Here is a 24,351-nt window from a genome sequence, read left to right on the forward strand (position 1 = left end):
TATCCAAATATACTTTTTTCTTTAACTAAATTAACTGCCCGGATGATAGCTTTTACTTACGTGTTTCAGTACATCTTCGCGGTAAAACAGCACATCTTTAAACTTACCTTCAATAATACCCTGTGCCTGGTCGGTAAAGTTTTTCGATGCGGCATCAAATGATTGCCCGCCGGTCATGATACTTTTGGCCTTTATCCTCGGCCCAAATTCAACCGCAGCTACAAAACTATTGCCCGAGTAACCATACCTTTTCAAAGTATTTACCGTACGGCTCTGGAACGATGGCAATTGCCCAAACCCCGAACCCGTTAACCCCACCGGGATGCTCGGCAGCTTATCATCAAAGGTTATGCCATCGGCAGGTCGCTGGTAGCGGTTCATATCGCCCCATTGTACCTGCCAGGTACCAAAACGGCTTTGCAGATTTATCATAACCGCGTTTAAAAGCTCCAGCTGCTGCTTGCCTGGGGTTTTATCGGCAAGAGTTTTAATTCGCCGGGTAATAAAAGTACTTTCCTGGTCGGTTTTGGGCGGAGGGAGTAATTTCAGCATGGCCGTACCCCATTCAATGGCCAGTGAACTTGCTACCGAATTGGCGGCCGTACGCCTATCCCACTGCTTTAATATTGTTACAACACCTGATATTGAGTACCTTAACGAGTCAGGAGCCTCATCATAGGCTTTAAATAGCGCGGGCAGTAAATCGTCAAAGGCAGCCAGGTAGTGGTCATATCCTTTTGCTATAAGGCCATCCAGTGTAAGGTTATTAGCATTCTTTAATATGTTAATGGCCGTAACCGCCCGATAATTTTCGCCATCAGGCGCCATATAAGCCGGATATTTACTTTTATCCGGACTGCTTGCACCGGCATCAGTATAAGGTGTGGAATTGCAATTTTGGATCCAGCCGGTAGCGGGGTTTATCGTGGTAACAATTTCGTTTAAATGGTGTACCCCCTGCCATTCGGTAGCGGATGTGCTGCCGTCAACGGGTAAACTCCAGTCATATTTGGGGTCGCGTTTGGGGATATAATTGCCATACCAAAAAATGGTGTTGCCCTTATCGTCGGCATAAACAGTGGCGTTAGTGGCGTTGGATACCAGGTCCATGGCTTTTTTATATTCGGCCAGGTTATTGGCCTTAGTTATTTGCCATGATTCTAACAGCGCGTTATATGAGCGATTATTGGCCTTTAGCGCCAGCCATTTGCCGTCGCGGCTGCCTACTACCGGACCATGATGGGTATAGTAGCCGGTTATTGTTTTTTGCTCAAGCTTATCGCCTTTTTTGATATTGATAACCAATTTACGTTCGGTAACGGGTTTAAGGGCGCCATTGTATTCGTAAAACCACCTGCCGTCTTTTTTTACCATTTTTTCGGCATACAGGTCGGCAACATCGGCATAGCTGCTGGTATGCATCCATCCACAGTGCTTGTTAAAACCCTGGTATATAAAAAACTGTCCCCAGGTTACTGCCCCGTAGGCATGCGAACCTTCTTCGCTCACCAGCTCCACTTCGCTGCGAAAATAAAAGGGCACATGCGGATTAATATACAACAAAGCGTGCCCCGAAGCCGACCGCGATGGAGAGATAGCAAACCCATTAGACCCGGTTTCGCGTTCGTTTACAAATTCATAAGCTTTGGCCGGGCGATCTGGAACGTAACCCAGTTTGTCGCCGCCATTTATATAAAATTCTTTTGTTTCATCCAGCTTAATGCCCCCTGTTTCGGTGGCGGCTACGCTTCCATCGGTAAACATCAGTGCGTACCAGGGCTCAAAATGTTTAAATACCTTTGGCTTTACTTCGGGATGTTTGTACAGGTAGTAATTTATGCCACCGGCAAAAGCATCTAATAGTTTCCTGAAAGCCGGGGCGCTCGTTTTATAATCCCTAATGGCATCTGCACTATCGGCAATTAATTGTAACTGAATATCGGTAGCCAGGCTATTTTCTCCATCCACTTCGGTTTGTTTACCAAACTGGTAAAGGTAATTGCGTTCTATTCCTTTAAAGTTATCTTCGCACTGCGAGTACATCAATCCAAAAACTACGCTGGCATCGGTTTTTCCGTAAATATGCGGCACACCATAATTATCGCGGATGATAGTTACCGATTTGGCCAGATCTATCGCTCGTTTTATTTCCTGCCGGTTAATTTTTTGAGAAAATACAAATACAGGGGAAAACAATAAAATAAAGGTTAAATTCAATTTCATGGTAACAAATATTTTACCCGGACATCTAAGTAAATAAAGTAACGTTAGATAGACACTTATTAATAATATGAGGTAAATTTGAGCGTTTAAACGCAATATTTATATTGTATCTTCGTTTGCCTTAAATTATTCACAATTTATAGAAGCAAGGTTAAATATAACATTGTTTAAAAGCTGCTGACACAATGTAATAAAAAAATTGTTTATCGGTTATTACATCGGTAAATATAAGAGCTTGGATTAATCATCTTACATGAGATCTGAGGTTTAGTTGATACAGTATCATCTGAGAAATGATATTGCAGTGCGTTCCGGGGTGAGATACGGAACGCATTTTTTATTTAGTTCATTAGTTCATTGGTCTTTGCAAGTGGTGCCATAACTGGCAACTATGAGGGCAAACTAAATCAACCAATAACTAATAAGCTAAAACAGTCATTGGTTTTTACAGGTGGCCGACCGAAATTGACCATACAGGCTAACCCTATATCCACCAATGAACTAATGAACCAATGAACATTTTTCCCAGGCCATTACCAATAAAACCATGCGGTTGTATGTTGCCAGGCCGCGGGGTTGGTTATTGGCTTTCAGGAAATTATCGTAAAAAATACTGCTTATCCAGCTAAGCTGGGTTTCGTAGGCCATCCAGTAGGCGCGTTCTGTTACAAAATCCTGGTGTACCTGTTTGGATATCATTGCTTTTAATTCCTTATGGGCCACGGTATCACGCCGGCGAAGGGTATGCATAAACTCATCAACCGCCAGGTGATAGCCAGAGTAACGCAGCAGGCGATCTTTTGATTTTATGGCGATGATAAAGCCGGCAAAATCAGCTTCATCCTCGGCCCCGTAACCTACCTGGTGCGACATTTCATGGCAAGCTACAAACGGCCTGTTAAATACGGGCATGGCATAATTAATCTGCGCTTCGGACGTAAATGGATTGTAATAGCCCGAAGTTCCTATATAATTCAGCAGAAAAGTGATCATGGATGGTTTTATGCCAGGTTGAAAAGCGCGAAAATTGACAGAATCGGCCGAGAGCGCTTTGACAGCATTTACCGCGGTTTGATAAATGACGCTATTGCTTTGAGCCAGATCGGCCGTGGTAACCCTGGCCCGGCAGGCATTCGCGCTATCTATCAGTAATTTGGTTACTGCTTTCAAATCGGCAGTGGTGAATGTAGTATCCCTTAAATTAAGGCGGTCTGCAGCTGATGGCCTGAAATAATTAAGCCCCCAAAACAGGTAAAAACACCCAATAGCTACCTGGATGCTTATTACCCAGCCCAGCAACTGTAACCCAACTTTTTTGAACTGCTTTTTAACCAACAGCTTTACCATCCTAACGATAGCTACAATTAAAATGACAATAACAGCGATGTAAAGTAAATCGCCGACGCTAAACGGGAATAAATTAAAAACAGGGTGAAAAATCCAGCAAACTATTTTATAAAATCCCTGCGAATAATAACGCTCGACCAAGGCGGGATGGCCAGCCAACAGCATAAGCAAAAAAAGAACCATGGCTAACAATAATATGGTTATTATCCTTTTAATGAATGGATTTTTGCTGATGTAGTTACGCATTGTATACTATAGATATTAACCGAAGCAATATAACAAAGCTTCACCTGTAAGAAGTTTTTTTTCTGCTTTCCTAATACAAAAAAAGCTCCTTTACAGGAGCTCTTCTTTATTCGGGTTAAATTAAATGCTTATTTAATAGATACCGGAACCACAAAGGTATCCCATTTAAGATTAAAACCCTTGGGTGTTATAGTATAGGTAAGGCTTTCGGCCTTGGGTCCGGTTTTACCTTTAACGGTTACACGCAGCTGGTCGTTTTCTGGTTTATACGTGTAAGCGCCCCATTGCTTGGGGTTTTTATCAAATATAATAGTCCATGTACCGCTTGCAGATGGAATTACAAAAAAAGCATACCTGCCGGCCGGAAGCGCTTTTCCTTCAACCTTAATAGCTTTACTGGTTGTAAAGCTGGTTGCCGAATCGGCACCTGCACGCCATACTTTATCAAAAGGCACCAATTCGCCTAATATTTTACGGCCTTTTACATACGGACTACCGTATTTGATTTTAATTAAGGAGCCTGCAACTGTAGCGCTTGTACTATCATGCGGGCTCGCAGGTTTGTTCTGGGCAAAGGCCAGGCTGCTTAAAAATAAAGCAAATGCAAAAACCAATGCTGCTTTAAATTGAAAAGGTTTGTTCATAATATTTCTCATGATTTATTTGGTATAAATATAGGATGAAATTTTGTCGGGTAGCAATTGATAATATAAATAAACATGTACTACAGTTGTAAAAATGTCATGATAATTAAAAACCATTAATAATCAGCATTGTTGTATCATCAGAATTACCACATTGCAGTTAGGAATTGACCTTAAGGTTTACATAGCCAGAAGGTTAAACAATTGTTGTGGTTTTTTTGGCCCTTGCCTTGCGGCAAGGGTTTTTTGTTTATTCAACTTTGTAAGTATAAACGCTGCGACCTATAGCGCCGTTTTCATCAATACCTTCAATAATCACACGATAATTTCCTTTGCCATCGGCATTGTAAAAATCCAACGTGGCGTTGCCATCTTTATCTGTGGCCACATCCGGGTTCCAATAAATGGTGATCCTGTCATCTGGTTTATTTGCCTGCTTAACCGCCCCTCCGTAAACAGGCGAATAAAACGTGCGGGCTTTGTAAAAACCTTTGGGAGCATAAGTAATAAGCCCGGGTGATAGCTTTTTATTCACAGTCAAATTCTTATTTTTTTTTGTTGTGATTAATAAAACTCCATTTGATCCCTGTAGGCCGTAAATTGCTGCATCTAAATTTTTCAACATCTTTACACTCTCCACGTCTGATACGTTTAAGTCCGGAACGGACCCACCTTGCATTCCATCTACAATCACCAGCATTGGCCCGGCTTCGGATATTCCTATCCTATCGCGCAAATAAGGCACGCCATTGGTTAGTGAAACTCCGGGCAAGTGTCCTTCCAGGCTTCGGCCCAATCCCGATTGATCGGTAAAATCGGTAATAGTATTACTGTGCGAGTCTAAAAATTTATCTTTCACAATAACCTCCTTTAATAGTTTTCCGCTTGCATCGGCCATATAAACAGATGCGGGGCCGGGCTTGCCATCACCGTTTCCAGCTTCGGCGCTACCTGTTAACCGGTTATTATTAGTAAACAATGTAGCCTCTTTTGGCATATCCATAATTATCTGCGTATTGTTTTTTCCCTCGGCGGTTTTTGCCTGGATTACAAAAGGAGTATTATCTGTATAGGCCAGATTGGGGAAGATAAACCTGCCATTAGCATCGGTAACCTGGTTTAGCATACTGCCACCGTTTTTTGTAAGTAAAGTAACATTTCCGTTAGCAACAGGTGCCCCGTTATTGGTTTTAACAGTGCCCGATATATCCAGGCCTCTTTCAACAGGATATGTTAATGTGGTAGTTTCATCGTTGGCAAGAATTTGCTTCCACTCAAACCGGCGATAACCCTGGGTAAGCATCAGCATATCCAAATCGGCGCGGGTATCGTTGGTAACGTGGTTAAAATAATAATTGGGCTGCTCAACAAAGCCTTTTAAATCAGATGTGAGCAGCAGGTGGGTTAAAATGGTAGTTTCGGCAGTTTCATCCACCGGTATTTTTGTGGCATCAACTACCGATGCAGAAAAATAACCCATAACCGGTTTATTGTCTTTTTTGGCATTCAGTGTAAGATGCACCTTTTCCCTGGGTGTGTACGATTGTTTATTTACTGCCGTTTGCAAATTAATAAGATCATCATTCTGAATAAATGAAAGCCGCTCGTTCATTGGCTCGCCGGTTGCCGAAAACAGGGTAACCCGTACTATGCCCGTCTGAAAGTCTTTTTTACCCAGGTTAAGATCAAGCACCTGACCATCTAAAGCTGTTTTTACTGATCGTACAGCCCCGCCACCCGAATAAATGGTGATACCAATTTCTTTGTTTTTATTGGCCAGGTAATAGGCCCGGTTGGCGTTAATTTCAATTAAAAGCTTATCGGGGCTGGTATTGTTTACAAGCAGTGTCATGCCCTTTTCTTCGGCCTTTGGCAAATCGACCGTGGCGCTGGTACCATCGGCATAGGTGAGTTTGGCTTTATATGTTCTGCCTTCAACAGGGGTTATGTTAATAATACCCATCCCCAGGTGCCTGGCTTCAAATTTGGTTACTTCGGTATTCAGGTTATCAACAACCACGCCCTTAACATTAGCTCCAATGCCGTTGTGGTCAATAGCCTTAAAGGCAAGTTTAGCGGGAATGTCATTTACAAAGGCCCCGCCCTCCGGAAAAAACTGAATATCGTACTTATTGGCAATTTTAGTTTGTTGAGCTGATAATGTACGCGTTGGCGATACGGAGCTATTAATTATAATAGGCTGGTCAAAAACATTAGGGTCGGTGCTGTTCAGCATCCATTTGGTATAAGCCTTTATATGATATAGGCCCTTTGGCAGGCTGTTTGGCAAAGCAAAATCGCCCCAGGCCAGCCCGTTGTTAACCTGCAGTGTTATATATTTCACCAAAGAATCGTTGGGGTTCACCAGGTCGGCGTGCAATACGCCGCTTAACTTTGACAGTTGGTGTTGCTCGCCAAGTGTAAGATAGGCCTTAAAAAAAGCGGTATCGCCGGCATTGTATGTCGTTCTGTCAAAGTGCAGGTAAACTTTTTCGGTAGCTTTTGTAGTTGATAAGGCTTGCAGACGTGAGACTATTCCGTCTAACGAAAGCGGTGTTTTGGCATCCTGCGAAAACGCGGGTACACAAAAATATAAGGCGCAAAAAAGTGCAGGTACTATCTTTTTCATGCGGGAAGGTGTTTAAAAAGAGGTGATTTAAATTGGTGATTTAAATTGGTGATTAAATATACCTCAATTAACCGCACAAAACAAATAAAATAAGAGTCAAGAGCCAAGAATCAAGATAAGCGCAAAATGCTCAAATCTAAATATTTTCTTCGTGGGCCAATGTTTTATTGAAATCGGATAATCTACGTTCCAATTTTTTTCTTGATTCTTGATTCTTGATTCTTGCTTCTTGACTCTACTACTGTATTTCGGCATTTTCCTTTATCTCTTCCCAGTATACAGTTTCCAGGTAAATACCATTTTGTATGGCCACACGGGCTTTAATGTCCTGCAGTTGATTTTTGATCTCTGTGGCGTTGAGGTCGCTGCTTAGGGAGTGATAATAAATTGCATAACCAGTTTTACTGTTTATGAATTTATAATGTTTATCAGCGGGTTTCATAACGGGTTGCTTAATATTAAGGTAATATATATTACGGTGTTATTGTTTTAAAAAACAGTAAATGTTACATAGCATTTTTTAACGGTGAAATTTATTTAACGGCCAGATACAGCATCAATAATTTGATAACATTTAATTAACATTGGATTAACAATTCCGTGACCTATTGCTGCAAATTAATGGTTACATTTAGCCACGAAAATAAAAACAGCCTGCATATGCTAAATAGTTAGTATATAAACTGTTAAATTGATTTTTACTTAAAAAGTATCATAAAAAATTTCAATAGATGTCGATATTCCCCAACTCAAACCAGGTTTTTTATGATTTATTTAACCGGGCGGTTGACAATGCCACTCAAATGGCAACCCTGCTTAATACCGCGGTGAACTCCACTGATACCTACGAGCAAAAATTTCAGTTTACACACATTGATAAGCTAAAAACAAAAAGTTACGAAATTACGCACCAGGTATTTACCGAATCGGGCCGTACACTTATATCTCCTTTTCAGCGTAAAGATATGTGCGAACTTGCGGCGGCTATTGATGATGTGGCAGATAGCATAGCTATGGCATCGCGCAGGATAAACCTGTACGATGTGCCTAAAATAACCCCTCCTATTATCAACCTTGCTGATCTTATCCTGCAAACTACCCAGGCGCTTGAAAGTGCTGTTAAGGCTATGAATAACCTGGGTAATTCGGCACATATTTTCGAAATTTGTAACAGTATCAAACAACTGGAATACCAGGCCGATACTGTTTACAACGAAGCATTTGCCGATTTACTGGCCAACGAAACCGATGCCATACAACTTATAAAATACACAGATGTTTTTATGGCGATGGAAACTGCAACTGATAGCTGCGAAGATGCCACACTGATTATTGAAAGTATTTTGATAAAGAACGGCTAAAGGCTAAAGGCTAAAGGTTAAAGGCTAAAGGCTAAAGGCTAAAGGCTAAAGGCTAAAGGCTAAAGGCTAAAGGCTAAAGGCTAAAGGCTAAAGGCTAAAGGCTAAAGGCTAAAGGCTAAAGGCTAAAGGCTAAAGGCTAAAGGCTAAAGGCTAAAGGCTAATGGCTAAAGGCTAAAGGCTAAAGGCTAAAAAAACGGCCCTTGATTTTTTTAAAATCAAGGGCCGTTTTTTTGAAGAAGCTTTTGGCTTTGAGCCTTAGGCTTTCAGCTTACTTCCCTTTATCAGCAGGCATATCATCTTGCTTGCCGCCGTTATCGTCTTTCTCTCTCTCTTTCTTAAATTCAAGCTTGCCAAATTTATAGCTCAGGCTTATGCCAAACGACTGTACGGGCACATACCGGATATTGGTTTGGTTAAAGCCGGTACCATAAGTGGTTGAGCTTTGGCTTACATATTTGGCAAACGGGTTTGATGCAGTAAGACCAATGCTGGCCTTTTTGTTCATGAACATTTTACGCATGGCAAAGTTGTAAAACACAAATTTAGGTTGTGTGCCCTGAATGTTTTTCTGGGAAGAGTTATAGTTTCCAAAAAATTCTGCACTTAAATCATGACCGAAGTTGTACTGGGCGTTAAGATTTAAACGGTAGGCAAAACCCGATACGCTTGGGCTGCCGGGGTTGTTATTTGTCCGCTCAGAAAATATCATATTCGTCCGCAGGTTAAAATCTTTGGTAACCGGCAAGGAAGCGTATATATTGATCCCCTTACGTTCTTCCGAACCTATGTTATAGCGTTTTGTAAGGGCTACGTTGGTATAAGTACTACCGTCAATGCGTAAAGTATCATAAAAAGTGGTGAAGCGTTGCAGGTCATCTGTATTTTTACGGTAAAACGCGGCTATATTAATGTTTGCACCGCCATTAAACGATTTATTGTAGCCCAATTCAAAGTTATCGCCACGCTCCGGTTTCAGGGTTGGGTCGCCGGTGCTGATGTTGTGGGTGTCGCTGATGTTAAGGAATGGGTTCAGGTCGCCGTAATCGGGGCGCTCAATCCTGCGAGTATAGCTTAACTTAACTGATTGCGATTCGCTTATTTTGTGTGAGAACACCAATGAAGGTACTAATATATTGTAGTTGGGGATATTGGTACCTTTAAAGTCGGCCGTGGTAACAGTGTACTCATCTCTTAACCCAGCCTTGATATCTAAAAAGTTATTAAACAATGAAGTAGTTAACGATAAATAATAGGCATAAATTTTACGGTCGTAGGTAAAGCCATAGGTTTGATTATAATTGGGTACGTTGGCTCCGTTTAGCAAGGTATCGGTAACTACATTGTTGTTAATGTGGTTAAAATCAAGTTTACCGCCTGTTTCAATGGTGAAATTTTTGCTTACCGGGTGCGCGTAATCAACAGAGATGTTGGTTTCCCTATCCTTACCGGGATTATTATTGGTGATACCGGTAGGTATGGTTCCGGCCTGCAAGTTCTGTAACAGTTGCGATGAACTAAAACTATTATTACCAAAGCTTGATGAATACAATATATCAAGTTCCTGCCCTTCTTTCTCAAACGTTTTTTTGTAGGCCAGGCTTACATCTGTAGATGTGCCACTAAACTTACTGCTTGATGTACGCAGGGTTTTGATGTCAGAAAGTTCGATGCCGTTCGGGTCCACCTTATTTTCGTCCTGGTTGGTAATGCCGTTGCCATGGTTACCAAAATGGTTAAAGCCAACCGATGCGGTAAGATCGTCGTGTTTGCTGATGTTCCAGGTAAAGTTTAATCCCGATTGGTAACCATTACGTTTAAAATTGTTACTGCCCTGTTGAAAAAGCGTAGTGGTGTTTCCAAGGCCGTCTGTAGATGTACGGTTATTTGTATTTGGGGAGTTACTGTTTATCTGTGCATTGCCGCTAAAAAACGTGTTAACGCCAAAATTACCCTTACGCATATTGAGGTTAAATGAACCGTTTTCGCGGCGGGTACCGGCCGATAGGTTAATGCTCCCATTTACTCCCTCAACCCGGCTATCTTTCAAAATAATATTAATAATACCACCTGTACCTGCAGCATCGTACTTAGCGCCGGGGCTGGTAACTACCTCAATACTTTTGATCTGGCTGGCCGGTATGCTGGCCAAAGCATCGGCAAGGCTGGCGCCAAATATGCTGGATGGTTTGCCATTTATTAAAAACCGGATATTGGCATTACCCTGCAGTTCCACGTTTCCATCAATATCAACTGTAATTTGCGGTACCTTTTTCAGGATATCTATAGCAACCCCACCCTGTGCGCTCAGGTCGTTTTGGGGATTGTATACCATTTTATCAATCTTGTTTTGAACCGTAGGGGTTGTAGCAGTAACCGTTACATCTTTTAACTGCCGTGTATTTGGCGATAACAACACCTCGCCCAGGTTTGTAGTAGCGCCGGATTTAACTATTACATGATCAACGGTAGTACGCTGATAGCCCAAAAAGTCGGCGGTGACCCGGTATTCGCCCGGCGGAATCTGGTCGACAGTAAAATTACCTTTCGGGTCGGTACTGATGCCATTAAACGGAGCCGTGACGCCTTCTTTATAAACCGATATGGTAGCATAGTCAACCGCCTGTTTTGTAGCGGCATCCGTAACTTTGCCGCTTATTTTGCCCTTAGGGGCAGGTGCCTGTGCCTTGGTGTTTATCCCCAAAAATACAAATAAAAACAGTAAGATATATCGGGTCCTCATTATCTTGAAATCGCTCATTTGGGTGCGAATTTGAAGACAAACATTGGATAAATTCTGATTTGTTGTGTTATTGTTACAATAAGGTTAATTCTTTCAAATTTGTTACAATGAAATCCCGGAATCATGTGCAAGCGATAACGAAAGAAGATAAAAACAATACAAAACTATACCTTATAGGGTATAGTTTTGATTATATATTTAAATTAGCACCGATAGGGTATAATAAATAAAAAAAGATTATATTTACACCCTAAAGGGTATAATATGTTATCTGATTTTTTAAAATCGAAACGAAAAATATTTAATCTCACCCAGGACGACCTTGCTAAAAAGGCGGGAGTTGGTTTAAGGGTAATCAGGGAAATGGAGCAAGGAAAAGCTACCTTACGAATGGACAAGGTTAACCAGGTACTGGCCTTATTTGGTTCGGAATTAGATGTGGTAACAAAACATAAAGGCGATGAATAAACGGGGATTGGTATATTATGCGGACAAGCTTGCCGGTTTCATAGCTGAAACTGACGAGGGCTATGAATTTGCTTATGATACCCATTATTTAAACGGCGTAGCCGCTAAACCTATCAGCCTAACCTTACCATTATCACAGGATAAGTATACCAACAAAGTATTATTCGCTTTTTTTGACGGCCTGATACCCGAAGGCTGGCTACTTAACCTGGCAATCGACCATTGGAAAGTTAAAAGAAATGATCGTTTTGAATTATTATTACTTACATGCAGGGATACCATTGGCGCGGTAACCATTATCCCCGAAAACGAATAAATTATGGCAAATTGCTGGTTTTGTTATCAAGATGCTGGAGATACAGGATACCATGAAAAATGTTCAAAAAAGTTCTTCGGAACGCTTAAACCACCTGTGCTGGAATTAAACAACCAGTTAATAAAAGAATTGGCCGAACAAACCATTAATAAGAGAATCGCTGTAACCGGAGTACAACCAAAACTTTCTGTTTCGCTGCAAAAAAGTGATGGAAGCACGAGGCTTACCATAGTTGGTCTTTGGGGAGAATACATCCTGAAACCACAGCAAGAGCAATATCCGTTTATGCCAGAAACGGAAGACCTGACGATGCACCTTGCATCATTATTTAAAATACCGGTTTGTGGCCATACACTATTGAGGGCAACCGACGGGAACATGGTTTACCTTGCGAAAAGATTTGACCGGGTTAAAGGAAAAAAAATTCACGTGGAAGATTTTTGCCAGTTATCTGAATTCCTCACTGAAAACAAATATAAAGGCTCGTATGAAAAAGCCGGAAAGTTGGTTTTAAAGTATTGCGCCAATACCGGTTTAGATGCGCTTAACTATTTTGAATTGGTCTTATTCTGCTACCTGACGGGCAATAACGACATGCATCTTAAAAACTTTTCGCTGCTGCATACAAATACCGGTATCTGTTTAAGCCCTGCTTACGATTTGCTAAACGTTAACCTTTTAAACCTTGCGGATGATGAGGAACTTGCCCTAACATTGAATGCAAAAAAAAGAAAGATTACTATTAAGGATTTTGAAATATTAGGCAAAAGTCTCCTGATTCCTGAAAAGGCCTTGCAAAATAGTATGGCCAAATTTTCCTTAATGAACGAAAAGGTTGCTAACGTGATTGACGCATCATTTTTAGGAGATGCGGAAAAGGATCGATACAAAAGGATTTGGGCGGATAAACAAAAAATACTAACATAACCCACCGCTCAAAATATCAGCACCAAAGTCCCCGCTATAATCAATAAGGCACCTATCCCGTTCTTCAACGTCAACGGCTCGCCTAAAAACACCACTGCCAATACAATGGCCAGTGCAACACTTAGTTTATCAACTGGAGCTACTTGCGATACCTTACCCAATTGTAAAGCCCTGAAATAGCAAATCCACGACAGGCCGGTAGCACAGCCAGACAGAATGAGGAACGTCCAGTTGGTTTTGGATAAGCTATTTATACCCTGGTTGCTGCCTTTAAACAACACAATGGCCCAGGCCAGTACCAAAATAACCACTGTACGGATAGCGGTTGCCAGGTCGGTATCTACCCCTTTAATGCCTATTTTGGCAAATATTGCAGTTAGTGCGGCAAATAATGCCGATAGTAGAGCGTAAATCCACCACATAGTTTTTTAGGTTTTACGTTAGACATTTTAAGTTGTACGTATTTGTATTTCCAAACAATTAATAAGCTAATTTACTTGATAAAGCTGTAGTAAATCTGGTCAAATCCAAAATGTATACAAATTGAGGTGCTACCTTTACCTGATTAATAATAACTAACAACCAAACGTACAACTTAAAACGTCTAACGTAAAACCTAATGAAGCTACTAATCATTGAAGACGAAGAAGGCCTGCGCGAGAGTATTGAAGAGTACTTTACCGAAGCCGGTAATATATGCGAAACCGCCGCTACCTATCCCGCAGCCATTTCCAAAATAGAAATGTATACCTATGACTGCATTTTGCTTGATATTACCCTGCCCGGCGGCAATGGCATCAATATACTTAAACGGTTAAAAGACCATAACCATACCGACGGCGTTCTGATCATATCGGCCAAAAACTCTCTTGACGACCGCTTGCAAGGCCTGGATTTGGGCGCAGATGATTACCTGGTAAAGCCCTTTCACCTGTCGGAGCTTAAGGCGAGAGTATCGGCCATTATCAGGCGTAAAATGTACAACGGCAGCAACCTGCTTGTTTTTAACGAAATCAGTATCGATTTGCAGGCAAAAACGGTGAGCGTGCATGATAAGCCCCTTAAATTTACCCGTAAAGAGTTTGCCTTGCTTATTTATTTTATTGCAAACAAAGGCAAGGTAGTATCAAAAAATGCCATAGCCGAGCACCTTTGGGGCGATGGCATCGATTTAGCAGACAATTTCGATTTCATTTACTCGCACATTAAAAACATCCGCAAAAAGCTGGTAGAAGCCGGCGCCAACGATTATATCCAGGCGGCTTATGGTATGGGCTATAAATTTGCCGGGCAATGAAATTGCTTACCTTATATAACCGGGTAAACATTATTACCACCATAGTAGTAATGTTGATAACCGGCATTATTTACTACAAGGCCATCAGTTGGATATTAATCGATCAAAATGATAAGGCGCTTAAAGTTGAGGAAGATGAGGTTTTTGATTACGTAAAACTCAACAAACAACTCCCCCAGGTTTTCGACTCCAAAGATCAGCAAATAAGCTTTATCCAGGCAGCACCCAATTCCGTTACACGCGAATTTATTGATACCCTGTATAAAAAAGACAAGGACGAAGTTGAGGCGGGCCGTGGGCTTATCAGTTCTGTTACTGTTAATGGCAAATACTATAAAATCCTCATCGTTGAATCGAAGGTAGAAACTGAGGACCTGATCCGGATTATTTTCACCATAACTTTTGGTTTGATTTTATTTTTATTACTGGTATTACTTGTTGCCAACAGGCTGATATTAAACCGCCTTTGGCAGCCCTTTCATGCTATTTTAAAGGAGATGAAGCTTTTTAACATCACTGATAATAAAGAAATTACCCAAACCGAAACCCGTATTGATGAATTTGCCGATTTAAACCAGGCAGCCACCGCCATGACCATCAGGGCAAAGCATGATTATAAGGAGCTTAAAACATTTACCGAAAATGCATCGCACGAGTTGCTTACCCCAATTGCAGTCATCAACTCCAAATTAGATACCTTAATACAATCCGAAAACTTTAACGATAGGCAAAGTAAATTGCTTAACGACCTCTACAGCGCAGTAGCCCGGTTGAGCCGGCTTAATCAATCGTTATTACTGCTGGTAAAAATAGAAAACCGCTTGCTGACAGATCAGCAAAACATCAACCTGAAACAATTAATTGATGAAATGCTGATACAGCTGGAAGATATTTTTGCGGATAAACAAATCACGGTAACCGCCCTGTTGCAGGACAAAGAAATTTCGGGAAGCAGGTATCTTATTGAAATTTTGCTAAGTAACCTGATCATTAATGCCGTGCGGCACAATCATACAGGTGGTGAAATTATAATTAATCTGACTGCAGAAGTTTTAACCATTAAAAATACCGGCACCGATGATCCGCTGGACGAGGATAAAATATTTACCCGTTTTCATAAGTCATCCCATTCTGACGGCAGCGGACTTGGGCTTACCATCAGCAAGCAAATTTGCCAAAGTCTTGACTTTGAACTTGGCTATCAATACCAAAACCCTCACCATATCTTCATCATCGTTTTTTAAATTTGATATTTTGCCATCCTAAATTTTTACAGATTTATGCTATACTTTAGCTATGTTTAAATTGAACTTATCCATCAGTTAATGAAGTGGTTTTTCGGCCTTCTATTATTTACAATTACCTACACTGCTGCAAGCGCTCAAACGTACACGCTTGATCATTATTTAGAACTTGCCCAAAATAACAGTCCGCTGTTAAAAGATTTACGCAACCAGGTTGCCAACAACCAGTTAGATAGCTTGCGCATCCGGGCGCAGTACAAGCCGCAGGTAAATGCCACCAGTGCCGGTAATTACTCGCCGGTGGTTGGGGGTTTTGGCTACGCGGGTGCCATTACCAACGAGCATACCTTAAATGCCTTAATGGGCGTAAACCAATCCTTAGATAGCAAAAAAAATATAGCAGCCCAGCTTGCGGCTATCACCTTGCTTTCGCAATCGGTAAGTAACAGTGCCAAAATATCTGAGCAGGACTTAAAAAAGGCCATTACAGCCCAATACATTACCGCCTACGGCGATCTGCAGCAGGTAAAATTTAACCAGGAAGTTATTGATCTGCTTAACCAGGAAGAAACGCTGCTAAAAAAACTCACCCGTACCAACGTGTACCACCAAAGCGATTACCTTACTTTTTTGGTCACCTTAAAACAGCAGCAACTGGCTTTACAGCAATCGCGCATGTTGTACAAAAACGATTTTGCTACACTTAACTATTTAACTGGTGTGGCCGATACCAGTTATGCCGAACTGCAGGAACCCGGCCTGCATAAAATGATAAAGGCCGATATTAGCAACAGTATATTTTTTAGCCAGTATAAATTAGATAGCCTGAAACTGGTAAACAGCAAAACTTTGGTCGATTTTACTTACAAGCCCAAAATCAATTTACTGGCCGATGGTGGCTACAACTCCGATTTTGCATCGCAGCCCTATAAAAACTGGGGGGTAAGTGTTGGCTTTAGTTTTAGCCTGCCAATATATGATGGTGGCCAGCGTAAGCTGCAATACCGTAAATTATCCCTTGAAGAGGATACCCGCCGTACTTATAAGGCCTTTTTTGATGTACAATACCGCCAGCAAATTGCGCAGCTAAATCAACAAATTGATGGTAACCAAAAATTACTGGCCGATATTGATGAGCAAATGAAATTCTCTGAAAGCCTGATAAAGGTTGATACCAAGCTCATGCAAACCGGCGATTTACGCATTGCCGATCTGATATTGGCCATCAACAATTACCTGAGCATCAAAAATTTAAAAACACAAACCAACATTACCAATCTGCAGCTTATTAACCAGCTAAACTACTGGAACCGATAATATGAAATTTAAACATATATACCTATTTGCCTGCCTGCCGTTCCTGCTGTTTTCATGCAAGGGCGCCGATAAGCCTGCCGACGGCGAAGATGCGGCCGTGGCATCGCAAACCCCTGTTACGGTAACCACCGTTACCGATAGCTCGATGGTTGACTATTTTGATGTGAGCGCTACATCTATATTCCTGCAAAAAAATGTGGTAAAGGCAAATGCCAACGGGTATATTGAAGGTGTTAATACCCAACTGGGCCATTACGTTGCTAAAGGATCAACCGTTTTTACCATTAAAACCAAAGAAGCGCAAAGCATTGGCAACAGCATCAATATATTAGATACTACTTTTAAATTTTCGGGCGTTAATCGCATCAAAGCCCCGGGCAGCGGATACCTTACCCAATTGGCCCACCAAAAGGGCGATTACGTGCAAGATGGCGAACAGCTGGCCATTATTAGCGACCGCTCGAGCTTTGCTTTTGTGATGCAGTTACCTTATGAAATGCGCCGGTATGTTAAAATTGGCCAGGGTATACAACTCATTTTGCCCGGCGGCGATAAGCTGGATGGGCAGGTAGCGTCTGAAATGCCATCTGTTGATACCCTGTCGCAAACACAGGGCATGGTTATCAAAGTAAACAGCGCAAACACCATACCCGAAAATTTAGTGGCCAAGGCAAGGATCATTCGGTCGTTACGATCAAACACCTCGTCGCTGCCTAAATCGGCCATATTAACCAACGAAACGCAGACTGATTTCTGGGTGATGAAACTTATTAACCCAACAACTGCTGTTAAAACCCCGATAACCAAAGGGATTGAGACCGGCGACAGGGTTGAAATATTAACGCCCAAATTTTCGGCAAAGGACCAAATTGTGGTAACGGGCAACTACGGGTTAACCGATACGGCCAAAGTTAAAATTGTGCAATAATGAAGACGACTCACCCCGACATCGCTACGCTCGTCACCCCTCTCTCCGCTTCGCGCATAGAGGGGTTTAAATCTGTAATTTTCTCTTACCCTCTTTGCGGCGCAGCCGGAGAGAGGGTCGGCCAGCGTAGCGTAGTCGGGGTGAGTCTAACCGCCATGTCTAATCTAACCAAACACTCATGAGCGCCGGTAAAAACTTTTTCATATCGCACCGCAAGCCTTTGGGGCTGGTACTATTCATATTTATTATGGGGGGCTTGTTTGCCTATTCCAGGTTGCAAACCTCGCTGTTCCCGGAAATTACTTTCCCCAAAATCAAGATCATTGCCGATCAAGGCCTGCAGCCGGTAAACAAAATGATGGTTACGGTTACCAAGCCGCTGGAAAATGCCATTAAACAAGTGCCCGATCTGCAATTGGTGCGCAGTACAACCAGCCGCGGCAGCTGCGAAATATCGGCCCTGTTTAACTGGAGCGCGGATATCGACCTGAGCCAGCAGCGCATCCAATCAAGCATCGATCAGATCAAGAACGATTTACCACCCGACGTTAATATTTCGGTTGAGAAGATGAACCCTTCTATCCTACCGGTAAGCGGGTATACGCTGGAGAGCCATACCAAATCGCCCATCGAGCTCAGGCAGATAGCCACCTATACCGTAAAACCATTTTTATCGCAGGTTGATGGCGTATCCGAGATCAGGGTTATCGGCGGTAAATTAAAGGAATACTGGCTTACGCTCGATCAAAGAAAAATGAGCTCGCTTGGCATTACGCCCGATATCATCAGCAGTACGCTGGCTACCACCAATTTTGTTAAATCGGGCGGCTACCTGTCCGATTATAAAATGCTGTACCTAACCGTTACCGATGCCACCATCAACACCAAAGATCAGCTGGAAAACCTGGTGATCAGCAATAACCGTAAAAGGGTACTCAGGCTAAAGGATTTTTCAACCATTAACATAAACGAAGGCATTGAATACACCCGCATTAATGCCAATGGCCATGATGGTGTATTGATAGCCGTTATTAAACAACCAAATGCCAACCTGATATCGGTATCAAACGATATGGCCGATAAAATACAGGCATTACAAAAAATACTACCCGGCGGCGTAACCATAAAACCCTACTATGTACAGGCCGATTTTGTAAACGATTCGGTAAAAAGCGTGAGCGACAGCTTATGGATAGGTTTACTGCTTGCTATTATTGTGGCTGTTATTTTTCTACGATCGTTAAAGGCAAGTGCTACCATATTAATTACCATTCCGGTAACCTTGGGATTAACCTTGCTGGTGCTTTATGGCCTGGGTTATACCTTTAATATCATGACCCTGGGCGCTATTGCAGCCTCGTTGGGCTTAATTATTGATGATGCCATTGTAGTGGTTGAACAAATTCACCGCACGCATGAAGAGTACCCGGATGAGCTGAGCCGGCACCTGGTACAAAAGGCGATTGATTATTTGTTCCCGGCTATGCTGGGGTCATCTATCAGCACCATTGTTATTTTTATTCCGTTTGTGCTGATGAGTGGTGTGGCGGGTGCTTATTTTAAAGTACTTACCGATACCATGATCATTACGCTGGTATGTTCGTTTTTTGTAACCTGGATAGGCTTGCCGGTAATATATCTGCTGCTTACGCCTAAACCTAAATTTAAGAACATCGCGAAAGCAAAACAGGAACAGCCCCACCCTGTAAAGCAGCAACGCTGGGTTAGTTTTCTTATTCTTCGCCCGTATGTAGCCCTCATTATTATGATTGCCTTAGCCGGTATTATTGTGTTGGTGCCTTCACAGTTGGCAACCGGTTTTTTACCAGATATGGACGAGGGCAGCATTGTACTTGACTATAACTCGCCGCCCGGTACCTCACTGGAAGAAACCGACCGGATACTGCGCGAAATAGAAAAGATCATTATTAAACAACCCGAAGTTGCCACCTATTCGCGCAGAACAGGCACCCAAATGGGCTTTTTTATTACCGAGCCAAACCGCGGCGATTACCTCATTCAGCTAAAGAAAACGCGCGATAAAACAACCGAAGAGGTGATTGGCGAGTTGCGTAATAAAATTGCCCAAACACAGCCTGCCCTGGTAGTTGAATTTGGCCAGGTAATAACCGATATGCTGGGCGACCTGACCACCAGTGCCGAGCCTATTGAAATTAAACTTTTTGGAGATGACCCCAAAAGGCTGAACATCCTGTCGAAACAAATAGCCGCCCAGGTTGAAAAAGTAAAAGGTACTGCCGATGTATTGCCGGGCATAGTTATAGCCGGCCCCTCGGTAAGTATCGACCCGCACTATGGAACACTGGCGCAGTATAATATAACCGCAGCAAGTTTGCAGCTGCAAACCCAAACAGCGTTGGAAGGCAATGTAATAGGTACCCTGCTTGAGCGGGAACAGCTATCCCCTATCCGCATGGTTTATCCCGGCAACCGGGCTTTAACCGTTACAGGGATAAACAACCTGAACATATTTTTACCAAACGGCAGGCTGGTGCCCATCAGCGAACTGGCCCAGGTAAACCTAAAACCCGGCGATGCCGAAATAAACCGCGAAAACCTGCAAAATTTAAATATTGTAACCGCCCGCCTGGATAGCACCGACTTAGGTACGGCTATACCGGCCATAAAAAAAGCCATCGCACAAAACGTAAGCCTGCCGCAAGGCTACCATGTTGAATATGGCGGCGCTTATGCCGAGCAACAGCAATCGTTTAAAGAATTGCTTATCATATTAATAGTGGCCAGCTTATTGGTTTTCGCGGTAATCCTGTTCCTGTTTAAACAGTTCAGGATAGCATTGCTTATTTTGGTTTTGGGTGTTTTAGGCATAGGCGGCAGCTTTTTAGCCTTATACGTAACAGGTACCCCGCTAAATGTAGGCAGCTACACAGGCTTAATCATGATTGTAGGCATCATTGGCGAAAACGCCATTTTCACCTTTCTTCAGTTTAAACAATGCGCGCTTGATAACCCAATTGATTATGCTGTAACCTACGCCATAAGTACCAGGTTACGCCCCAAACTGATGACTGCTTTAGGCGCAATTATCGCCTTAATGCCTTTAGCTTTGGGCATTGGTGCCGGGGCACAACTGCACCAGCCTTTGGCTATTGCTGTAATAGGCGGCTTTTTGGCTGCGTTGCCGTTATTATTAATTGTACTGCCTGCCATGCTGCGTATTTTGTACCGTAATGGATTTGTACCGCCGGCGGGGGAGCATGATGCACATTCAATTAATCCACAACCTGGTAAATAATGCTAAATAAACAAATCTGATATAAGCTTTTGGCTTTGGGCCTTCTGCTTTTAGCTTACATAAACCAATATTTCTACAGATTCGCAAAGTAATTTCATTGCAAATTCAGATCTATCAAAATGAAAAAACAAATTTTAACTTTTATCGTAGCAATAATCGGTTTAGCACCGTTTAGCCTAAAAGCCCAAACCTACGCGGCTGATAAAACCATCGCACTGACCGGCGATGGCGGGTACGATTACCTGGCCATTGATAAAGTAAACAACCGTTTATATGTATCGCATGGCACCCAGGTAAACGTTATTGACATGGCAACCGATAAAGAAGTGGGCTCCATTGATAACATGAAAGGCATACACGGTATTGCCATAGTAAATAAACTAAACCGCGGCTTTATTACCGATGGCAAGGCCAACGCGGTGGTTGCTTTCGATATTAAAACCCTGAAAACAATCACTACTATCCCACTTACCGATGCTAAAGGGCCGGATGCTATTATGTATGATTCTTATTCAGATCGTATTTTCAGCTTCAACGGCGAAAGCAATAACTCTTCGGTTATCGACCCAAAAACTTTAAAACAGGTTGGCACAGTGGCCCTGGGCGGAGGCCCCGAATTTGCGGTACCAGATGGCAAAGGCAAAATATATAATAACCTGGAAGATAAAAACAGCCTGAACGTTATTGACAGCAAAGCCCTAAAGGTAATTAAAAACTACCCCTTGACGCCATGTGGCGGCCCTACCGGCCTTGCTTTAGATGCTGCCAACCAGCGGGTATTTACTGTTTGCCGCGAAAATAAGGGGATGAGTGTTGTTGATATCAACACGGGTAAAGTAACTGCCACCATACCAATTGGCGCAGGCGTTGATGCTGTGGCTTATGATGCTGAAACCAAGCTTATATTTTGCTCCAATGGTGATGGCACAACCACCATTATCAAACAAAAATCGGCAGACGATTATAGCGTTATTCAAACGTTAAAAACTGCGGTGCGTGCTAAAACTTTGGCGCTGGACACCAAAACTCACAAAATTTATTTAAGCGTGGCCGAGTTTGAGCCAGGCACACGCAAAGCACTGCCCGGCACCTTTAAAGCACTGGTTTACAAGCTACAGTAAGCTTATTTTTATATAAAAAAATCATGAAATGTTTGTGAATTTCAAGTATCTAACTTTTATTTTGACTGCAAAATGATATTTTCAAAACGTTATTCCTATATTTAACGTTTACATATTATATGATTAAAAGAACTGATTTTGTTTATTCTTCCGAGTCTGAACCACATCGTATCCGTACAAAAAAAATTTTAAAGCAGTTTCCGCAATTGCGTAAGCTGATAGGTAAAAATCCCAATACCATATTTGCCATTATTGGTTTGGTAGCGTTCCAGGTAGTTTTAGCCTGGTTTCTGCGCGATCAATCATGGTGGTGGGTATTTGGTGCAGCCTACCTGTTGGGCGCCTTTGCCGATCATGCATTGTTTGTGATGATTCACGAATGTACCCACCAATTGCTGTTTAAAAACCGTAACGCCAATCGTTGGGCTTCTATGTTTGCCAATTTGCCGCAAATATTGCCAAGCGCAATCTCGTTCGAAAAATACCATATCAAGCACCACTCCTTTCAGGGTGTGCATGAACTGGATGCCGATTTGCCAAACAAATGGGAAGCAAAACTCATCAGCAATTCGTTTTTTGGCAAAGCGCTTTGGTTATTGTTTTTCCCGGTATTCCAGCTTTTCCGTCTATCACGCTTAAGAGAGATACATCCTATTGATGGCTGGATAATTACCAACTTTTTGTTGCAGGTTATTTTTACCACCGCTATTGCTTACTTTATGGGCTGGCATTCGGTAGCGTTTTTACTGCTTAGCTTTTCCTTCTCGGTAGGCCTGCACCCGCTTGGCGCACGCTGGATACAGGAGCATTACCTTACCCACAGCGTGGAGCAGGAAACTTACAGTTACTATGGTAATTTCAACGCGGTGGCTTTCAATGTAGGCTTCCATAACGAGCACCACGATTTTCCGTCTATCCCCTGGAATAAATTACCCGAGATCAAGAAAACCGCTCCTGAATTTTATGATACGCTATATTATCATACCTCATGGACCAAACTATTTTTCCGGTTTCTTTTTGACAGAGAAATTTCCCTTTTTAACCGCATCCTGCGTAAGGACCGCGGCCGGGTTGCACTCACCGATGTATCCAAGCCCGATGTGGAAATGGAAATGGTAAAAGAACACTAAAACAAGAAAGGGCATTTCATCAATGCCCTTTCTTGTTTTATCACACTCTACTGGCTGCTAATTGCTTACAAGCTAAAACCAATCGAAATTATGCTCATTTTTTTTGACAGAAAAATGAATATTTAATGAAGAATTAACATAGGATTAAGGTAATTGTAACAAAGTTATTATCTTTAAATCTCTATTTTAATTTGACTATGCACAAACTGAGCTTATTTTTTTCTCAGCACGAAGACCTTACGCAAGTACTTTTATACGCCTGTGTAATTACGGGTCTGTGGTTTGCCGAAATGCTGGCCTCTTTTGACGGAATAAAGATCAAATGGAAACACACCTCGGTCAACACCTTATTCATATTTACTGCCCTGCCTATCCAACTGGTATTAACCACGTTTGTAGTTTTAATATCCGGCTGGGCTACTGCCCACCATTGGGGGCTTATCAATTTTATCCCTTTTCATACCAATCCATGGGTATATTACATCGTGATGTTTATGATGATGGATTTTTGCGAATATGTTTACCATGTTACCATGCATAAGATAGAGCCGTTGTGGAAATTTCACCTGGTGCACCACAGCGATCTGAAGGTGGATGTATCTACCACCATCAGGGAACATCCTTGTGAAACGTGCATCCGCACCTGTTTTTTAATGCTTTGGGTATTTATTTGTGGACCAGCCATCAGCGTTTTGATATTAAGGCAAACCTTCCAGTCGTTTTCAAATATTGTCGCCCATACCGAGTTCCAGCTACCTTCAAGGCTCAACAAAATTATCGGCCTGGTATTTATTACCCCCAACCTGCATCACGTACACCACCACTACCAGCTGCCTTACACCGACTGTAACTATGGTGATGTGTTAAGCATTTGGGACAGACTGTTTGGCACCTATACCAATGTGGATAGGAAAGATATCATTTTTGGCATTGACACCCACATGGACGAAAATCTGAATGGTAGATTTTTAAATGTATTAAAACTTCCGTTTCAAAAATTCGATCATCCCCAAAGGCGTAAAAAAGTGTAAATTGTAGGATACTTCCCATTTGGGAGCAAATGGTACATCAAGGCAGCATCCTTTTTTCGGCCTTATTTTTGCATAGTTTGTTAAAAATTGCATTTAACTAATGCG

Annotated in this window: 19 protein-coding genes; 12 read left to right on the plus strand and 7 right to left on the minus strand. The window is 42.2% G+C overall.

All coding sequences use genetic code 11. From position 1 onward, the window contains the following. Positions 1–30: 30 nt before the first annotated feature. From PQ469_RS15990 to PQ469_RS16010, 5 genes are all read right to left on the minus strand, one after another. Entirely contained in the window at positions 31–2,223 is a 2,193-nt protein-coding gene (locus PQ469_RS15990) for a penicillin acylase family protein (protein WP_274208573.1), read from the minus strand. 501 nt (positions 2,224–2,724) lie between these two features. Continuing rightward, a complete protein-coding gene (locus PQ469_RS15995) occupies positions 2,725–3,816 on the minus strand; it encodes a DUF3810 domain-containing protein (RefSeq protein ID WP_274208574.1) in 1,092 nt (363 codons plus the stop codon). 128 nt (positions 3,817–3,944) lie between these two features. Then, on the minus strand, positions 3,945–4,460 hold the full coding sequence (locus tag PQ469_RS16000) for a DUF2911 domain-containing protein (protein ID WP_274208575.1): 516 nt from the start codon (positions 4,458–4,460) through the stop codon (positions 3,945–3,947). 250 nt (positions 4,461–4,710) lie between these two features. Next, positions 4,711–7,089: a carboxypeptidase regulatory-like domain-containing protein gene (locus PQ469_RS16005; protein ID WP_274208576.1), complete on the minus strand. Its 2,379-nt coding sequence runs from the start codon at positions 7,087–7,089 to the stop codon at positions 4,711–4,713. A 238-nt stretch (positions 7,090–7,327) separates the two neighbouring features. After that, positions 7,328–7,531, minus strand: coding sequence for a hypothetical protein (locus PQ469_RS16010; RefSeq protein ID WP_147058944.1), 204 nt, complete (start codon positions 7,529–7,531; stop codon positions 7,328–7,330). A gap of 289 nt (positions 7,532–7,820) precedes the next feature. Here PQ469_RS16010 and PQ469_RS16015 point away from each other — a divergent pair, with 289 nt between their 5' ends. Continuing rightward, positions 7,821–8,450, plus strand: coding sequence for a DUF47 domain-containing protein (locus tag PQ469_RS16015; RefSeq protein ID WP_274208577.1), 630 nt, complete (start codon positions 7,821–7,823; stop codon positions 8,448–8,450). A gap of 268 nt (positions 8,451–8,718) precedes the next feature. On the opposite strand, the gene PQ469_RS16020 is transcribed toward PQ469_RS16015, so the two are convergent. Beyond that, entirely contained in the window at positions 8,719–11,190 is a 2,472-nt protein-coding gene (locus PQ469_RS16020) for a TonB-dependent receptor domain-containing protein (protein WP_274208578.1), read from the minus strand. A gap of 264 nt (positions 11,191–11,454) precedes the next feature. Here PQ469_RS16020 and PQ469_RS16025 point away from each other — a divergent pair, with 264 nt between their 5' ends. Genes PQ469_RS16025 through PQ469_RS16035 form a run of 3 tightly spaced genes read left to right on the plus strand, consistent with a single transcriptional unit; the run spans position 11,455 to position 12,901 of the window. Further along, positions 11,455–11,658: a helix-turn-helix transcriptional regulator gene (locus PQ469_RS16025; RefSeq protein WP_090649632.1), complete on the plus strand. Its 204-nt coding sequence runs from the start codon at positions 11,455–11,457 to the stop codon at positions 11,656–11,658. Further along, positions 11,651–11,974: a HipA N-terminal domain-containing protein gene (locus PQ469_RS16030; RefSeq protein WP_274208579.1), complete on the plus strand. Its 324-nt coding sequence runs from the start codon at positions 11,651–11,653 to the stop codon at positions 11,972–11,974. The genes PQ469_RS16025 and PQ469_RS16030 overlap by 8 nt, the downstream gene beginning before the upstream one ends. Positions 11,975–11,977: 3 nt before the next feature. Beyond that, entirely contained in the window at positions 11,978–12,901 is a 924-nt protein-coding gene (locus PQ469_RS16035) for a HipA domain-containing protein (RefSeq protein ID WP_274208580.1), read from the plus strand. 8 nt (positions 12,902–12,909) lie between these two features. Here PQ469_RS16035 and PQ469_RS16040 read toward each other — a convergent pair whose 3' ends face one another. Continuing rightward, entirely contained in the window at positions 12,910–13,323 is a 414-nt protein-coding gene (locus PQ469_RS16040) for an EamA family transporter (RefSeq protein ID WP_090649624.1), read from the minus strand. A gap of 197 nt (positions 13,324–13,520) precedes the next feature. On the opposite strand from PQ469_RS16040, the gene PQ469_RS16045 reads away from it, so the two are divergent. From PQ469_RS16045 to PQ469_RS16080, 8 genes are all read left to right on the plus strand, one after another. Further along, entirely contained in the window at positions 13,521–14,198 is a 678-nt protein-coding gene (locus tag PQ469_RS16045; protein WP_090649621.1) for a response regulator transcription factor, read from the plus strand. Beyond that, positions 14,195–15,442: a sensor histidine kinase gene (locus tag PQ469_RS16050; RefSeq protein WP_274208582.1), complete on the plus strand. Its 1,248-nt coding sequence runs from the start codon at positions 14,195–14,197 to the stop codon at positions 15,440–15,442. Before PQ469_RS16045 ends, PQ469_RS16050 begins: the two co-directional genes overlap by 4 nt. A gap of 81 nt (positions 15,443–15,523) precedes the next feature. Continuing rightward, positions 15,524–16,759 (plus strand): TolC family protein, encoded by a 1,236-nt coding sequence (locus PQ469_RS16055; RefSeq protein WP_274208583.1) that lies wholly within the window; start codon positions 15,524–15,526, stop codon positions 16,757–16,759. A 1-nt stretch (position 16,760) separates the two neighbouring features. Further along, positions 16,761–17,687 carry an efflux RND transporter periplasmic adaptor subunit gene (locus PQ469_RS16060; protein ID WP_274208584.1) on the plus strand — a complete coding sequence of 309 codons (927 nt, stop codon included), beginning with the start codon at positions 16,761–16,763 and terminating at the stop codon, positions 17,685–17,687. Positions 17,688–17,865: 178 nt separating this feature from the next. Then, positions 17,866–20,964 carry an efflux RND transporter permease subunit gene (locus PQ469_RS16065; RefSeq protein WP_274208585.1) on the plus strand — a complete coding sequence of 1,033 codons (3,099 nt, stop codon included), beginning with the start codon at positions 17,866–17,868 and terminating at the stop codon, positions 20,962–20,964. Between the two features lie 119 nt (positions 20,965–21,083). Beyond that, positions 21,084–22,085 carry a YncE family protein gene (locus tag PQ469_RS16070; protein WP_274208586.1) on the plus strand — a complete coding sequence of 334 codons (1,002 nt, stop codon included), beginning with the start codon at positions 21,084–21,086 and terminating at the stop codon, positions 22,083–22,085. A 119-nt stretch (positions 22,086–22,204) separates the two neighbouring features. Beyond that, positions 22,205–23,215, plus strand: coding sequence for a fatty acid desaturase (locus tag PQ469_RS16075; RefSeq protein ID WP_274208587.1), 1,011 nt, complete (start codon positions 22,205–22,207; stop codon positions 23,213–23,215). Positions 23,216–23,412: 197 nt separating this feature from the next. Next, positions 23,413–24,246 carry a sterol desaturase family protein gene (locus tag PQ469_RS16080; protein ID WP_274208588.1) on the plus strand — a complete coding sequence of 278 codons (834 nt, stop codon included), beginning with the start codon at positions 23,413–23,415 and terminating at the stop codon, positions 24,244–24,246. Positions 24,247–24,351: the final 105 nt, after the last annotated feature.

The sequence above is a fragment of the Mucilaginibacter sp. KACC 22773 genome (assembly GCF_028736215.1).
GTDB lineage: Bacteria > Bacteroidota > Bacteroidia > Sphingobacteriales > Sphingobacteriaceae > Mucilaginibacter.

Excerpts from the sequence above, each read along its gene's own strand:
- PQ469_RS15990 (WP_274208573.1), bottom strand. The coding sequence starts at position 2,223 with ATGAAATTGAATTTAACCTTTATTTTATTGTTTTCCCCTGTATTTGTA.
- PQ469_RS15995 (WP_274208574.1), bottom strand. The coding sequence starts at position 3,816 with ATGCGTAACTACATCAGCAAAAATCCATTCATTAAAAGGATAATAACC.
- PQ469_RS16000 (WP_274208575.1), bottom strand. The coding sequence starts at position 4,460 with ATGAACAAACCTTTTCAATTTAAAGCAGCATTGGTTTTTGCATTTGCT.
- PQ469_RS16005 (WP_274208576.1), bottom strand. The coding sequence starts at position 7,089 with ATGAAAAAGATAGTACCTGCACTTTTTTGCGCCTTATATTTTTGTGTA.
- PQ469_RS16010 (WP_147058944.1), bottom strand. The coding sequence starts at position 7,531 with ATGAAACCCGCTGATAAACATTATAAATTCATAAACAGTAAAACTGGT.
- PQ469_RS16015 (WP_274208577.1), top strand. The coding sequence starts at position 7,821 with ATGTCGATATTCCCCAACTCAAACCAGGTTTTTTATGATTTATTTAAC.
- PQ469_RS16020 (WP_274208578.1), bottom strand. The coding sequence starts at position 11,190 with ATGAGGACCCGATATATCTTACTGTTTTTATTTGTATTTTTGGGGATA.
- PQ469_RS16025 (WP_090649632.1), top strand. The coding sequence starts at position 11,455 with ATGTTATCTGATTTTTTAAAATCGAAACGAAAAATATTTAATCTCACC.
- PQ469_RS16030 (WP_274208579.1), top strand. The coding sequence starts at position 11,651 with ATGAATAAACGGGGATTGGTATATTATGCGGACAAGCTTGCCGGTTTC.
- PQ469_RS16035 (WP_274208580.1), top strand. The coding sequence starts at position 11,978 with ATGGCAAATTGCTGGTTTTGTTATCAAGATGCTGGAGATACAGGATAC.
- PQ469_RS16040 (WP_090649624.1), bottom strand. The coding sequence starts at position 13,323 with ATGTGGTGGATTTACGCTCTACTATCGGCATTATTTGCCGCACTAACT.
- PQ469_RS16045 (WP_090649621.1), top strand. The coding sequence starts at position 13,521 with ATGAAGCTACTAATCATTGAAGACGAAGAAGGCCTGCGCGAGAGTATT.
- PQ469_RS16050 (WP_274208582.1), top strand. The coding sequence starts at position 14,195 with ATGAAATTGCTTACCTTATATAACCGGGTAAACATTATTACCACCATA.
- PQ469_RS16055 (WP_274208583.1), top strand. The coding sequence starts at position 15,524 with ATGAAGTGGTTTTTCGGCCTTCTATTATTTACAATTACCTACACTGCT.
- PQ469_RS16060 (WP_274208584.1), top strand. The coding sequence starts at position 16,761 with ATGAAATTTAAACATATATACCTATTTGCCTGCCTGCCGTTCCTGCTG.
- PQ469_RS16065 (WP_274208585.1), top strand. The coding sequence starts at position 17,866 with ATGAGCGCCGGTAAAAACTTTTTCATATCGCACCGCAAGCCTTTGGGG.
- PQ469_RS16070 (WP_274208586.1), top strand. The coding sequence starts at position 21,084 with ATGAAAAAACAAATTTTAACTTTTATCGTAGCAATAATCGGTTTAGCA.
- PQ469_RS16075 (WP_274208587.1), top strand. The coding sequence starts at position 22,205 with ATGATTAAAAGAACTGATTTTGTTTATTCTTCCGAGTCTGAACCACAT.
- PQ469_RS16080 (WP_274208588.1), top strand. The coding sequence starts at position 23,413 with ATGCACAAACTGAGCTTATTTTTTTCTCAGCACGAAGACCTTACGCAA.